Source organism: Chloroflexia bacterium SDU3-3 (genome assembly GCA_009268125.1).
In the GTDB taxonomy this organism is placed as follows: domain Bacteria; phylum Chloroflexota; class Chloroflexia; order Chloroflexales; family Roseiflexaceae; genus SDU3-3.
The window spans coordinates 379,639-392,954 of record WBOU01000001.1 but is presented as its reverse complement, the minus strand read 5'-3'; the positions used below and the strand labels follow the sequence as shown (position 1 = coordinate 392,954).

Genomic DNA, 13,316 nt, shown 5'->3' with positions numbered 1-13,316 from the left:
ATCCATGGTGCGGCAGTGCGTGCATCGGATTGCGGGTGATGTCGGCAATGCAGGATCATCGCCAGCTGACCAGGCGGGAGCGCCAAGTGCCAAGCGCTGTAAGGTAAGCATAGGTAATTGCCCTGCGGTACACTAGCGTTCTATTAACGGCGGATACCACATCGCTTGTACCACCGCTTGCGCCACGCAGTATGGTTTATTTGAGGAGAGCTCCGATGAAGATCAACAGGCCATGGATCGCGTCAGCTGCGTCGCTGCTCTGTATGCTCCTCGCCTCGTGTACCATGGCCCCGGCGGCAGCGACACCCCAGCCCACCCAGGCGGCAACGCCTCCCCCCGCGAGCACCAGCGCCCCCACCCCCACCGCAGGCACCAGCGCCCCTGTGACGCTGCGTGTCGCGTGGTGGGGCAGCAAAAATCGCCATGATCGCACGCTTCAGGTCATCGATCTGTTTGAGAAAGCGCACCCGAACGTCACAGTTGTTCCGGTCTACGTCGATTTTAAAGACTACTGGGATCTGCTGGGCAAGCAGGAGGCCGAGGGGACGACCATCGATGTGATCCAACAGGACTACTCGCGGATCGGCGAGTGGGTTTCCAAGGGCAAGCTGCTCTCGCTCAACCGCTACGTCTCGGAGAAAGATATCCACCTGGATGGTGTGGCGGATGAGCAGCTGGCCGGTGGGCGTATCGGCGACCAGATGTATGGCATCTCGCTGGGTACCAATGCGATCACGCTGCTCTACGACCCGGCGCAGTTCAAGGCGGCGGGCGTGGCCGAGCCGACCGCCGACTGGACCTGGGACGACTTCAAGCAGGCGGCCACCACGCTCCACGACAAGCTGGGCATCTATGGCGTCGAGCAGATCTCGAACCTCGATGTTCTCAAAATCTACCTGAAAGAGCATGGCAAATGGCCCTACAATGATCAGAGAACGGGCCTTGGCTATACCGATGATAGACTAGCGTCCTCGTTTTTCCAACTTCTGGTCGATCTGGATGCGTCGGGAGCGATGGCCCCGCTGGAGACCGACTCCTCTCGGGGGGGCCTCGCCCTAGAGGAGTCGCTGATCGTGAATAACAAGGCCGCGATGAAGATGCTCTGGAGCAACCAGGCGGTGGCGCTTTCCGCCGCAAATCCCGAGCATCAGCTGGCGCTGGTGCAGACGCCGCGCGTGGCGGAGGGCAGCGAGGGCCTGTTCCTCAAGCCGTCGATGTTCTTCTCGATATCGTCGAAGACGCAGCACCCCGATGCGGCAGCGCTCTTTATCGATTTTTTCATCAACTCGCCCGAGGCCAACACGATCCTGGCTGCCGAGCGGGGCGTGCCGATTATCCCCGCAGTACGTAAGGCGATCAAGCCCAACCTGCTCCCCATGCAGCAGGAGGTCTTCCGGTATATTGGTGAGGTCGAGACGGTGGCCTCGCCGCTCAACCCGCCCGACCCGACGAGCTTTGCCAAGATCTCAGCCGAGATCTATGATCCGCTGATCAACCAGCTGCTGAGCGGCCAGATCACTGCCGACGAGGCGGCTGCGCAGCTGCGAGCTCAGCTCACCGCGATCCTACAGGAAAAATAGCAGACCGCTGACCGTGGGCACACTATCGGGCTAGCTCCGCAGGGCTGGCCCGATGTTTTTTTGCTGAGCGCGAGCTATGCCTTGTGGCGGGCCAGTGTAGGCCATGAAGCGAGCCGATCGCTGGTCCAGGGTGAGAAAATTGTCAGGGTAAAGATGATAAGACCGTTAACAGAAATTGGTAATTATCCGGGTATACTATGAGAGAGTGAGATGTTCTGAACAAGGCTTTGATCCATGTCGATCCTGGTGGGCATCTGTGGGCTGCGCTATAGGAGCAGATCGACCGCGCTCGCCACGCTGGCTGGATCATGTAGTGGCAATTGTTCGTTTTCTGCCCCTATGCTAAGGAGACCATTGATGAAGGGAATGACGTCTTGGGTAGCCTCGGCTGTGCTGCTCAGCTCGGCGTTTCTTGCCGCGTGTGGCGTGCCAGCTACTGGGACTCAGCCATCTGTCGCTTCTACCCCTGCTGATTCTTCTGCGACGGCTGCGGCTGTCGTCGCCGCCGAGACGGCTGCCCCCGCCGCCACCAGCGCCGAGCCAGTGACTCTGCGCGTCGCATGGTGGGGCTCGCCCACCCGCAACGAGCGCACGCTTGCGGTGATCAAGCTGTTCGAGCAAGAATACCCACATATCAAAATTGCCCCCGAGTATGCCGAGGTGCGCGACTACTGGCCGCAGCTCAACACCGAGGCGACCGAGGGCAAACTGCCCGATGTGATGCAGCAGGACTACGCGTTCATGGACAGCTGGGTGTCGCAGGGTAACCTGCTCTCGCTGAACCCCTATGTGGCGTCGGGGGTTATCCAGCTGGACAAGGTGGCCGATGAGCAGCTGGCGGGCGGGCGCAAGGGCGAGAAGCTGTATGGCGTCTCGCTGGGCACCAACGCGATCACGCTGATCTACGACCCGGCCAAGTTCAAGGCGGCGGGTGTGGCCGAGCCGACCTCCGACTGGACATGGAAGGACTTCGAGCAGGCGGCCACCACCATCCACCAGAAGCTGGGGATCTACGGCGTCGAGCGCTTTTCCAACTACGATTTCTTCAACCTCTACCTGAAAGAGCATGGCCAGTCGATGTATAACCAGCAGGGCAGCGACCTGGGCTACACCGACGATGCGGTGGCCGCGCAGTTCTTTCAGATGCTGGTCGATATGCAGGCCTCGGGCGCGATGACCTCGATGAAGGCTGATGAGGAGCGCGGCACCACCAAGCTGGAGGAGTCGATGATCGTCACCGGCGAGGCGGCGATGAAGCTCTCGTGGAGCAACCAGGCCGAGGCAGTGGCCGCCGCCGCTGGCCGCGAGCTGGCGCTGGTTCAGACGCCGCGCGTGGCCGGGGGCAGCGAGGGCGTCTACCTCAAGCCGTCGATGTTCTTCTCCATCCCATCCACCACCAAGCACCCCGACGAGGCGGCGCTGTTTATCAACTTCTTCCTCAATTCGCCCGAGGCCAACGTCATCCTGGCCGCCGAGCGCGGTGTGCCGATCGTGCCCAAGGTGCGCAGCGCGATCAAGGGCGGCCTGATGCCGATGCAGCAGCAGGTGTTCAAATATATCACCGAGGTCGAGTCGGTGTCGTCGCCGCTTGACTCGCCGCCGCCGCCGTTCCACTCGCAGATATCCAGCGGCGTGTATGGCAAGACCACCACGCAGGTGCTGAAAGGCGAGCTGTCCCCCGCCGATGCTGCGGCCCAGATCCGGTCGCAGGCGGCGGAGGTCTTCAAGTCGGCAAAGTAGGCCTTTCGCCTGCTGCCTGGATATACAAAGCGCCCTGGATCGCAAGCCTGCGATCCAGGGCGCTTCGCGTATGCTGCCGGCTAGGCCGGGAAGTTGGCGAAGTTGATGCGGATGGTGGCGTAGTCGCCGCCCTCGTCGGTGTTCTTCACCACTTGCTTGGTGTTCACCAGCTTGCCCGCCGGGACCAGCACGCTGAAGTTCTTGGTGCCGTCCAGGTCGTTGGTGTTCTCGCTGGTGCCCTCGAACAGCTTGGCCGTGCCCTGCACCAGCACGTCGCCGTTGGTGCGCAGCTGGCCGATCAGGTCAAGCTCGATCCGCACCTCGCCGCCGAAGCGCAGCTCGCTGGAGAGCACGTTGGCGGGCTGGCTGGTCTCGCTGAGAATGGCCTCGGTGGTGTCCTCTAGGTGGCCGTACTCGTTCGAGCCGAAGGTCTCGTCATCCACCCCGTCGATCACCACGCTGGTCGAAAGTCGTCGGTCCATGGTCTCCTGTCTCCTCGTTGTTCAGATTGCAGCAGTCGCTGCTCGGTTTCGCCTGAGCGGTTGCTCATTGACACTTACCCAAACGCGACGCGGCGGCTGATTATCGGACTCCTGCAGTCGTGGAGGAGGAATATACCCCGTTGGAATGAGCATATCTGACCATGGTAGGATGCGCCGCTCGTGCGCGGATAGGAGCTATCGGCCTTGGGTAGGATGCGCCGCTCGTGCGCGGATAGGAGCGCCTATCGGCGTGAGGGAGGAGGTGGCAGCGCTGCTAGCTTGCGTAGGTCTTCGCCAGCCATGTCTCCCAGTCGCGCTCGAAGTCGTCGGCGCTGGTGCCGAGCGCATCGCGCATGGCCTGATCGATATCCTGCGAATCTTGGTAGTTGCGGGCCATCTTCCAGAACGAGTCAAGCCCGTGGTAGCGCTCGTCGATATAGGCGACCACCGATGCGGCTAGGGCGTAGGCCTGCGGGCGGTCGCTGGTGATCGCGCGCATGTGCATCAGGTCGTATTTGTCGATGCTATGCTGCTTGTCGATGAGCGGGATGATCGCGTGTGAGCTGAGCGCACGGCGGATGGTGGCCCCGATCGGCTCTTGTGAGACGTAGGTGGCCAGCCCCTCGGTCATCCAGCCGGTGAAGTAGCCAACATTGCCGAAGACGCGCTTGTGGATCATGTGGGCGTACTCGTGGGTCAAGGTCTGCCGCAGCTCGCGCTGCCAGCCGCCAGATTTGCCGTAGAATCCGAACATGTAGGTGTGCGGCGCAAAGATCTCGATCAGATCGTGGCCGTGCGGCCCGTAGTTTGGCTTATACACTGCGACATAACCGGCATTCTCGAAGGGGCTAAGCTCGAAGCTGGGCTTGATGATAACGTTGAGCTTGGTGTCAGTATCTTTGCCCAGCCGATCCGCCGCATCGTGCTGGGCCTGCCGCATGAGGTCGATGACCTCTTGGTTGATGTCGTCGGCCCAAGGATAGGTGGTGAAGGTGATGTGGCCGATGGTCATATCGCTGGGCGTGCCGAGCTGCTGCTTGGATGGCTCGGAGAGCAGCCACTGGCCATCGACCTGGCGCAGCGGCCAGTCGGCCAGATTGCCGTTGCTGGCCTGGATGTGGGCGAGAACGAGTCCGTCGCTCAGCGGGGTGGTGCCCAGCAATTTGAGCGATGCTCTGGCGCGGTCGTGCTCCCACGAGGACTGGAAGCTGGTGAAGTTGCTGAGCGTGAAGCGGCGGAATGGCAGCCGCTGCGGGTCGATGATCTGCGTGAGCAGCTGCTGGTCGTTCTGGTTGTAGGCCTGGGTGTAGCGGTCAAGCGTCTGCTGGATGCCCGCTGCGGCGTGGGCGGGGGTGGGCGTGGGCGTGGCTGTGGCTGTGACGCTGGCTTGGGGCGGGGCGGCGGGTGCGGCACATGCTGCTAGCACGGCGCACGCTGCTAGCGCTACCAGTGCGCCCCACCGGGGTGTATATGCCTGTGAGAGCATGGTGATACTCCTAATATGTTTCCAATATAGAGCACGCATCCCAACGATCTATGCTCTATACGGCAGTGGTGCGGTGCGAGCGGATGAGCGCGAGGCACTCGGCAGCGCTGTCGTCAGGAAATGCCGAGAGCGGGAAGGCCATCGCTGCGTTGCGCTCGAGCAGGATGAGCAGATATGGCGGCTGGATGGCGGCATTTTGCACCAGCGACCAGGCGAGGGTGCTCCGTGTGCCATCGGTGAGGATGGTGATACCCCGGTCGTCAAACTGTGCCGTGATCTGCGCAAATTTTGGCCGCTGCCTTCGGCACCGATCGATGGTGCTGATCGGGTAGAGAAAGCGCACATTTGCAAACATGGCCAGTGCCATGCAGAGAGATAAGAGCAGATCGGCGATGCGAAAGGATCCGGCAGATAGCCGCGTGAAGAGAAGGCTGAGGATCAGCGCCCCTACGGCGCTGGCCTGCGCGATCCGTAAGACGCGCGGCATGATTGGCGCAAGGGCGTAGCGCGCCGCTACGGCCCGCTCGGCGGGGCCAGATGTGTAGGTGATTTGCACGATTTGCTCGCATTCTGCTGAAGCTATGGCGTACACCTCACCAGTATAGCGTAGCTATCGTACACCGCCGCCGTATTTCTGCCCGCCCAGACGTGCTATACTCGTGCGCGTCGCGCCCACCCCGCTGTGCGGCGCGGCGCTGTGCGGAGCGCGCCACGGGCCGCTTCCCCGCCGAATGCCTAGAGGAATCGCATGAGTCACCCTACCACCCCCCCGCCCACGCCCGCCCGCGAGCGCACCCGTATCGACGACGGCTGGCGCTTCTCGCTCGGCCACGCCGCCGATTTTAGCAAGGATTTTAGCCACGGCACCGGCTATTTCTCATACCTGGCCAAGACCGGCTACGGCGACGGTCCGGCCAGCCCGGCCTTCGACGACCGTGGCTGGCGCGCCGTCGACCTGCCGCACGACTGGGCGGTGGCGCTGCCCTTCGACGCGCGCGGCTCGGCCAGCCACGGCTTTAAGGCTATCGGCCACCGCTTCCCCGAGAACAGCGTGGGCTGGTATCGCCGCAGCTTCTTCGTGCCCGAGTCCGACCTGGGCCGCCGCATCCTGGTCGAGTTCGACGGCATCTACCGCAGCGGGCGTGTGTTCGTCAACGGTTTCTTGGTGGGCGAGGAGCCGAGCGGCTACCTGGGCGTCAGCTACGATGTGACCGACTACCTGAACTATGGCGGCCAAAACCTGATCGCGGTGCGCGCCGATGCGACCATGGAGGAGGGCTGGTACTACGAGGGCGCGGGCATCTACCGCCACGCCTGGCTGGTGAAGATCGCGCCGCTGCACGTGGCCCGCCATGGCGTGTGGGTGCGCACCGCGCTTGCCGATGGCAGCGCCATCATCACCGTGGACACGGCCCTCGTGAACGATGGTCGCGAGGCGGCGGGCTATACCATCGAGCAGGTGGTGCGCGGCCCAGATGGCCAGGTGGCCGCGCTGGCCCCGCTGGGCGGCCACATCCAGCCCGGCGAGGTGCGGCAGCACCAGGCCGAGGCCGAGGTGGCGAACCCCGCGCTGTGGTCGATTGAGACGCCGACCATGCACACGCTCGTCACCACGGTGCGCCAGGGCGGGCGCGTGGTGGATGTGGTCGAGACGCCGTTTGGCCTCCGCACGGTCGTATTCGACCCCAACGGCGGCTTCTTCTTGAACGGCCAGCGCGTGATGCTGAAGGGCAGCAACAACCACCAGGATCACGCTGGGATCGGCGTGGCCCTTCCCGACGCCATGCAGGACTACCGCATCGGGCTGCTGAAGGCCATGGGCGGCAACGCCTACCGCTGCTCGCACCACCCGCCCACGCCCGAGCTGCTGGATGCCTGCGACCGCCTGGGCATGGTGGTGATCGACGAGAACCGCCTGATGGGCAGCAACGAGTGGCACCTGCGCCAGCTAGAGCAGATGATCTTGCGCGACCGCAACCACCCCAGCGTGATCATCTGGTCGGTGGGCAACGAGGAGTGGGCGATCGAGGGCAACATCAAGGGCGCGCGCATCGCCCAGACCATGCAGGATTACGCGCGCCGCCTGGACCCCAGCCGCATCACCACGGCGGCGATCAGCGGCGGCTGGGGCGGCATCTCGCACACCATCCTGGCGGCGGGCGTGAACTACATCAAGCAGGCCAACACCAATAGGCAGCACGCCGACTACCCCTGGCAGGTGATCATCGGCACCGAGGAGACCACCACGCAGGCCACGCGCGGCATCTATGTGGAGGATGCGGCCAGGGCGCACCTGGCCCCGCTGGAGGACGGCACATCCGGCGGCAACGCCGAGGTCGGCTGGCGGTACTACGCGGCGCGACCGTGGGCGGCGGGCGTGTTCTACTGGACCGGCTTCGACTATCGCGGCGAGCCGACGCCCTACGGCTACCCGGCGATTGGGTCTCAGTTTGGCATTCTGGACATGTGCGGCTTCCCCAAGGATGGCTACTACTACCTGAAGGCGTGGTGGGCCGATGAGGATGTGCTGCACATCTTCCCGCACTGGAACTGGGCGGGGCGCGAGGGCCAGCCTATCGACGTGACGGTGCACAGCAACGCCGAGGAGGTCGAGCTGTTCCTCAACGGCGTGTCGCAGGGCCGCAAGACGATGCCGCCCAACGACCACCTAACATGGCAGGTGTCCTACGCCCCTGGTGCGCTGCTGGCGCGCGGCTTCCGCGCTGGCCAGCCGGTGATGGAGCAGCAGGTGCAGACCACAGGCGCTCCCGCCGCCATCGCGCTGAGCGCCGACCGCCCGCACATCCTGGCCGACGGCTGCGATGTGGCCGTGGTGATGGTGGAGCACCGCGACGCCGAAGGGCGGCTGGTGCCGACGGCGTGCGAGCAGGTGCGCTTCGCGCTGCGCGGCCCGGGCCGGATCATCGGTGTGGGCAACGGCGACCCGTCGAGCCACGAGCCGGACCAGTTTGTGGATGCGGTGCGCGTGGTGAAGCTGGGCGCGTGGCAGGCCCCCGATGCCGCGATCACCGAGGGCGGCCTGAGCTTCGAGGCGCGCTTCGACGCGCCCGCCCTGGCCGAGGGCGAGACCGCCACGCTGCTGCTGAACGCGCTTGGCCCGCAGCAGACCGTCACGCTCAACGGCGCGGCGCTGCTGGTCGACGCCTCGCCCGAGCAGCTGCGCGCGGCGCTGTCGCTGCCCGCGCTGCTGCCCGAGGGCAACGTGCTGCGTATCGAGGCCGCGCGGCGCTTCGAGGCCTGGGGCGCGCGAGAGGGCCTGCTCCAGATCCACCCGGCGGCGCTGCGCATCGACACGCCCGCCGCGCCCTGGTGCCGCGCCACCTTCAACGGCCTAGCCCAGGTGATCGTGCAGTCCACCGGCGCTGCTGGCGAGATCGTGCTGGAGGCCACGGGCGAGGGCGTGCGGCCCGCCGCAGTGGTGGTGCGCGCCAGCTAGGCTGCGCAGCATCCCCCGCGCAGGTGCCAGCGACGTGCGCGGGGGATGCTGTAAAGGTTTACATATCGGATCACTTTTTTCTTCCCAACGATGGATTCGCAAAGGTGAGGATGGCCTCTACGCTCCCCTCGACCGTCAGCTGGCTGCTTTCGATCACGGCCCAGTCGGCGGGGATCGCCAGACTGCGGAAGACCTGGTGAAGCTCTCGGATCGTCCCGATCAGCACGCTGGTGTCGAACGGCTTGCTGGTGCGCTCGCGGTTGCGCTGGAGCGCGGTCTCCACGCTCGGCAGCAGTAGCACGCGGTAGAAACCCAGCCCCGCGAATACGGGCGCGAAGATACGATCCACCTCGTCGGGCATGATGATGTCGTCGATGGCCACGGCGAAGCCCTCGCGGGCGTACATGGCAGCCAGATGCGCCGCACCCTGGCGGGCCAGCCTAAACTGGCGCGTCGTCTCAGCGGTCCACTGCGGCACGGGGTGGGCGATTCCAGAGACCACCAGCTCGCGCAGGTCGTCGACCGGCAGGTGTAGCCCGTGGGGGAAACGCCGCAGCAGCGCCGCCGCCACGGTGCTCTTGCCCGCCCCCGGCGGCCCGCTGAGAAGAAAGATCGGCGCTGCCATAACACCTCCTTTTCATCAGATCTTGCCATTTTTTTTGCGTTCGCAGGCATGCGGCATTTGCTAGGGGAAAACCCGCCGTGCGATGGTGCCGATCTGCCTGAGCGCATCGGCGAGCAGGATCGGCAAGCGCCGATGCGCTGGCTGCCTATCGACCTCGGACAGCGCCCTGGCGAGCCACAGCAGGTACCAGTCGAGGAACTGCGTGCGCCCCTCCTGCTCGAAGTAGGGGTCGGGGTAGATGCCGCCGTCGCTTGCGCGGTCATCCACCCACATGTTGCCGTACTCCGCGCCGTTGACCACCAGGTTCAGCGCCACGCCGCACCCGAAATTGCAGATCCGCAGCAGCCCATCGACCCGCGCGGGCTGGTAGTACTCCTCTTCAAAGGCCGCGTAGGCCTGCGCATCGTCATCATCGCCGTCGTAGTCCATATTCCAGCGCGAGGTCAGCAGAAATGGCTTGGACGGATCGCCATATGCCTGCTCAATCTTGCGGTCCAGGTCGAGAAACAGGCTGTCCTGCAAGCGCTCAAGCCCATAGTACGGCCCCGCGCCGCCGTCGCCGATCTCGGTCAGAAAGCGCCGGTAGCCCTCGGGCAGCCGAATGCCGTGCTGCTGCTCGAAGGCCAGCGCATCGGCCTCGGGAAGAACGGGATTCAGCAGATAGCGATGTCTTTGCGAGCCAAAGACGCGGTAGTCTGGATCGAGCGTTTGAAGCTGGGGGAGCACCTGTTTGATGCGAACAATCTTTTCGTCGGTGTTCATGTCGGATTATGCCCCAAACCGTGCCTTTCATGTGCCGCAGAGTGTAGCACAAAAAGCGGGCGACAAGCAGCCCGTGAGCCGCCTGCCGCCCGTGAAACATGGGCTGCCCGCCCTAGCTTGCCAGCGACACCCATGCGAAGATGCCGCCGATCAAGAGCGCCACGCCGATAATCGATGGGATGATATAGCGCCGCCACGCAGCCCAGTAATTTTTGCCCCAGATGCCATCGATGATGAAGATCAGAGTGGAGAGCAACAAGTAGGCAAACAGCAGATACGGCACAGCGCTGCTGCTGGCCTGGCCCAGCAGGTTCAGCTGGCTGGCGATGATGCCGATGGCGAACAAGATGCTGGCTACTAGCCCAACGATCTGCAGGGTGCGGCGGCCACCCTCGGCGGTGCGCAGCGCGGCGAACGCCAGCCCAATATAAACCAGCGTGATGCCGATACCAAGTATGATCAGCGTGAGCCTAACCCAATAGTTGCTGCCCAGTAGGGTGATGGCGAATAGCATGAAGAGCACAATGGCCGCTATGATGCCGCTGCGGACGAACGATACTTTTCCGGTGCTCATAGGTCGCTCCAACGATCAGTTGAGCAATCAGGCTGCTCTAGAAAAGATACGCATCTCATACCTTGCAGGTTTCCGCGCTATATAGGATGCGCCCCAACGATGCTACCCCAGCTCGCCCGCCGCGCCGACCAGCCGCGCGCACGCCTCGCGGTCATAGGGCAGCCCGGCCCGCCGGAACTGCAGCGATGCGTTGCCAAACGTCGGGTTCCACAGCTCGGCGCGCCGCACCAGCGCGGCCAGGTAGCGGCGCTGCGCCTCGCTGGCGATCTGGCCGTCGCCAGCGGAGAAGGCGGCGCGCAGCAGCGGCCCCCAGTCGAAGTCGGCGCTGTGCAGCGTGCCCACCTCGACCGCCGCGATGGCCGCCTCGGCCAGCTGCGCGAAGTCGCGCACCTGCTCGACCAGCCGCGCCACCACCGCGAAGCGCGGGTGCGCGGGCAGCTGCGGCGGTCGCTCGGTAAACCAGCCGTCGATCTCCGCCGCGTGGCGCTCTAGCGCGCCCAGCAGCTCGCCGGTGGCGCGGGGGTGGCCCGCCAGGCTCGGGGCGAGCGCGGCGCACAGCCGCACCGCTGGCGATGCGTCATCCAGAAAGGCCAGCGGCGTGTGCCCGAGGCTGCCCAGCGCCAGCACATGGGCGCTGCGCTCGTCGCTGGTGGGTGCGGCGCGGGCCAGCGCCAGCAGCCGCCGCTCAAGCTCCTGTGCCTGGCCGTGCAGTGCCTCGGTGCGGGCCAGATCGACCGCGCCCATCGCGGCGTTGGCCCTGGCGCGTGGGCTGGGGTGCTCCAGCCCGCTCAGCAGCACCGGCATGAGCACGGGGGCCGCCTGGATACAGCCGAGCAGCGCGCGGGCGTACAGCGCCTCTGCCGCCTCCTCATCCTCGAAGATCGCCGCCTCGTCCTCGTCGTCGATCAGCATCTCGATGTCGAGCGCGGCGGTGCCCTCAAGCTCCTCGCGGTGGCTGTCCGCCTGCTGGGCCAGCTCGGCGATGGCCGCCAGGAAGGCGAGCAGATCGGCCCAGATCGGGTCGCCGCGATCGATCGCGCCATCCCGCAGCAGCCCGGCGATCACCAGCGCTGTGGGGGCGGTGGCGGTCCACGGCGTGCCCTGGTGGATGATGGCCGACCAGAGGTGAGCGATAGCATGTCTGCGCGCGGCCTCCTGCTGCCCCAGCAGGGCGCGCAGGTGCTCCGGTGTGTCTGTTGCCCGCCCGTAGGCGTGGTAGAGCCGACCCCAGTCAGTGTGTTCGAGCGCAGCAAGGCCTGTGGGCATATGTGACCTTCGTTTCATTAATGATTGCAGCTGGCGGATGTTTTTTCGACCTCTAATGTCGTGAGAAGCGTTCCTGTATCATCGTATGCGCTTAGCGAGCATAGCTCATTGGCCTGGTTTATATGTAGTGCAAACATGGTATATTTTATCTCTACGTTCAAGGTTGTTCCGTTGCTGTATGTTGATCGTATGCTATAAATGCCAGCGTTGGTTATTGATCCTAAGAGAAAGCGTTGATGAATATTGCTGTCGGATGGCTCCAGTATTTGATATCGTATTCCATTTTGGTCGAAGCTAAAATGATTAATAGTACGCATATCTCTGAGCGGAGACCATATACCTGCTTTTCTTTGTATAAATAAAAATGATAGATCTTCTCTGTTTTGCTGTTTGGTCTGAGAGTCTAAGCATTTTGCCTTAAAGAGCAGCACTATTGTGTTTATATCTATCATGTATGGCACGCTCTCAAAATCATGCGGCTCTTCTTGCGGGTCGCGACCGAAAGGATCGGAAACACATACGCTTGATGAACCCCAGATCGATGTGTAGAGATATAGGGGTGCCAGATCAACAAGGTACACTGTGGCATACAGCGCAACTGCCACCAAGAATTTTCGTGGGGGTATGCTTCTGAGCATATGAAGCAATTGAGCTATAAATGCTGGATATCTCATGGCAGATCGCTCTCATGATTGAAAAGATCGCCGGTAAAAGTGGGTATGACCGATGGATCGCAATACCCGTTACCACTCCCCCGCATAGGAGAGAGCGTATGGCGCAGCCATCTGCTCGATCAGCGCGCGCCGGATCTCGACGAGCTGGCGGATGTGCAGGTTGTCGTGCGCGGCCCAGCAGGCCAGCATGTCGCCCGCGCTGATGCTGTAGTCTGGCATGGTGTAGCTCTTGTCCCAGTCGGGGCTCTGCAGCCCAGCGAGCCACGCCAGCGACCGCCCGCGCTCGTCGAGGAACTTCTCCAGCATCTTGGCGATGTCCTGCTGGTGATAGGCGCGCTGCGTCACCCACTCCTCGGGGGTGTTGTCGTACCACTCCCCGCCCTGGCGGTGCAGGATGAAGTCGAGGTGCTCGCGAAAGTCCTCGCGCTCCTCATCGTAGAGGTGGCAGACCACCTCAAGCATCGACCACGCGTCGGCGGAGGGGCGCTGTCGGGCCTGCTCGGGCGACACGCCCACCACCAGCGCGCGGATCATCGTGGCGCTGTGCTGAAGCTCCTGGGTGATTGTGGCGAGATCCATAAGTGCTCTCTTTTCTCTGCTGTGGGCTTCTTGGCTACTTCTGAACTGAGTGGGTAGTGCCTAGCCACTTCCTCCGCCATTATCAGGTGCG

The 13,316-nt window shown here is 63.7% G+C and carries 11 protein-coding genes; 3 read left to right on the top strand and 8 right to left on the bottom strand.

Annotated elements, in window-relative coordinates; all coding sequences use genetic code 11:
- Positions 1-191: 191 nt before the first annotated feature.
- Positions 192-1,580: an extracellular solute-binding protein gene (locus F8S13_01785; protein ID KAB8145835.1), complete on the top strand. Its 1,389-nt coding sequence runs from the start codon at positions 192-194 to the stop codon at positions 1,578-1,580.
- 234 nt (positions 1,581-1,814) lie between these two features.
- Positions 1,815-3,320 (top strand): extracellular solute-binding protein, encoded by a 1,506-nt coding sequence (locus F8S13_01780; GenBank protein KAB8145834.1) that lies wholly within the window; start codon positions 1,815-1,817, stop codon positions 3,318-3,320.
- An 80-nt stretch (positions 3,321-3,400) separates the two neighbouring features.
- On the opposite strand, the gene F8S13_01775 is transcribed toward F8S13_01780, so the two are convergent.
- From F8S13_01775 to F8S13_01765, 3 genes are all read right to left on the bottom strand, one after another.
- Positions 3,401-3,802: a hypothetical protein gene (locus tag F8S13_01775; GenBank protein KAB8145833.1), complete on the bottom strand. Its 402-nt coding sequence runs from the start codon at positions 3,800-3,802 to the stop codon at positions 3,401-3,403.
- A 274-nt stretch (positions 3,803-4,076) separates the two neighbouring features.
- On the bottom strand, positions 4,077-5,228 hold the full coding sequence (locus tag F8S13_01770; GenBank protein ID KAB8145832.1) for a hypothetical protein: 1,152 nt from the start codon (positions 5,226-5,228) through the stop codon (positions 4,077-4,079).
- A gap of 115 nt (positions 5,229-5,343) precedes the next feature.
- Positions 5,344-5,844 (bottom strand): YcxB family protein, encoded by a 501-nt coding sequence (locus F8S13_01765; GenBank protein ID KAB8145831.1) that lies wholly within the window; start codon positions 5,842-5,844, stop codon positions 5,344-5,346.
- A gap of 192 nt (positions 5,845-6,036) precedes the next feature.
- Between F8S13_01765 and F8S13_01760 the strand changes: the two genes are divergently transcribed.
- A complete protein-coding gene (locus F8S13_01760) occupies positions 6,037-8,745 on the top strand; it encodes a glycoside hydrolase family 2 protein (GenBank protein ID KAB8145830.1) in 2,709 nt (902 codons plus the stop codon).
- Positions 8,746-8,815: 70 nt separating this feature from the next.
- Here F8S13_01760 and F8S13_01755 read toward each other — a convergent pair whose 3' ends face one another.
- The 5 genes from F8S13_01755 to F8S13_01735 all read right to left on the bottom strand — a co-directional run bounded on the left by F8S13_01755 (position 8,816) and on the right by F8S13_01735 (position 13,225).
- Positions 8,816-9,370, bottom strand: coding sequence for an ATP-binding protein (locus F8S13_01755; GenBank protein KAB8145829.1), 555 nt, complete (start codon positions 9,368-9,370; stop codon positions 8,816-8,818).
- 60 nt (positions 9,371-9,430) lie between these two features.
- Positions 9,431-10,132 carry an SMI1/KNR4 family protein gene (locus F8S13_01750; protein KAB8145828.1) on the bottom strand — a complete coding sequence of 234 codons (702 nt, stop codon included), beginning with the start codon at positions 10,130-10,132 and terminating at the stop codon, positions 9,431-9,433.
- Between the two features lie 112 nt (positions 10,133-10,244).
- Positions 10,245-10,706 carry a DUF2207 domain-containing protein gene (locus F8S13_01745; GenBank protein ID KAB8145827.1) on the bottom strand — a complete coding sequence of 154 codons (462 nt, stop codon included), beginning with the start codon at positions 10,704-10,706 and terminating at the stop codon, positions 10,245-10,247.
- 102 nt (positions 10,707-10,808) lie between these two features.
- Entirely contained in the window at positions 10,809-11,972 is a 1,164-nt protein-coding gene (locus tag F8S13_01740) for a hypothetical protein (protein ID KAB8145826.1), read from the bottom strand.
- Positions 11,973-12,715: 743 nt separating this feature from the next.
- On the bottom strand, positions 12,716-13,225 hold the full coding sequence (locus F8S13_01735) for a DinB family protein (GenBank protein ID KAB8145825.1): 510 nt from the start codon (positions 13,223-13,225) through the stop codon (positions 12,716-12,718).
- Between the last annotated feature and the right edge of the window lie 91 nt (positions 13,226-13,316).

Excerpts from the sequence above, each read along its gene's own strand:
- F8S13_01735 (KAB8145825.1), bottom strand. The coding sequence starts at position 13,225 with ATGGATCTCGCCACAATCACCCAGGAGCTTCAGCACAGCGCCACGATG.
- F8S13_01745 (KAB8145827.1), bottom strand. The coding sequence starts at position 10,706 with ATGAGCACCGGAAAAGTATCGTTCGTCCGCAGCGGCATCATAGCGGCC.
- F8S13_01760 (KAB8145830.1), top strand. The coding sequence starts at position 6,037 with ATGAGTCACCCTACCACCCCCCCGCCCACGCCCGCCCGCGAGCGCACC.
- F8S13_01750 (KAB8145828.1), bottom strand. The coding sequence starts at position 10,132 with ATGAACACCGACGAAAAGATTGTTCGCATCAAACAGGTGCTCCCCCAG.
- F8S13_01755 (KAB8145829.1), bottom strand. The coding sequence starts at position 9,370 with ATGGCAGCGCCGATCTTTCTTCTCAGCGGGCCGCCGGGGGCGGGCAAG.
- F8S13_01785 (KAB8145835.1), top strand. The coding sequence starts at position 192 with ATGGTTTATTTGAGGAGAGCTCCGATGAAGATCAACAGGCCATGGATC.
- F8S13_01740 (KAB8145826.1), bottom strand. The coding sequence starts at position 11,972 with ATGCCCACAGGCCTTGCTGCGCTCGAACACACTGACTGGGGTCGGCTC.
- F8S13_01780 (KAB8145834.1), top strand. The coding sequence starts at position 1,815 with ATGTCGATCCTGGTGGGCATCTGTGGGCTGCGCTATAGGAGCAGATCG.
- F8S13_01775 (KAB8145833.1), bottom strand. The coding sequence starts at position 3,802 with ATGGACCGACGACTTTCGACCAGCGTGGTGATCGACGGGGTGGATGAC.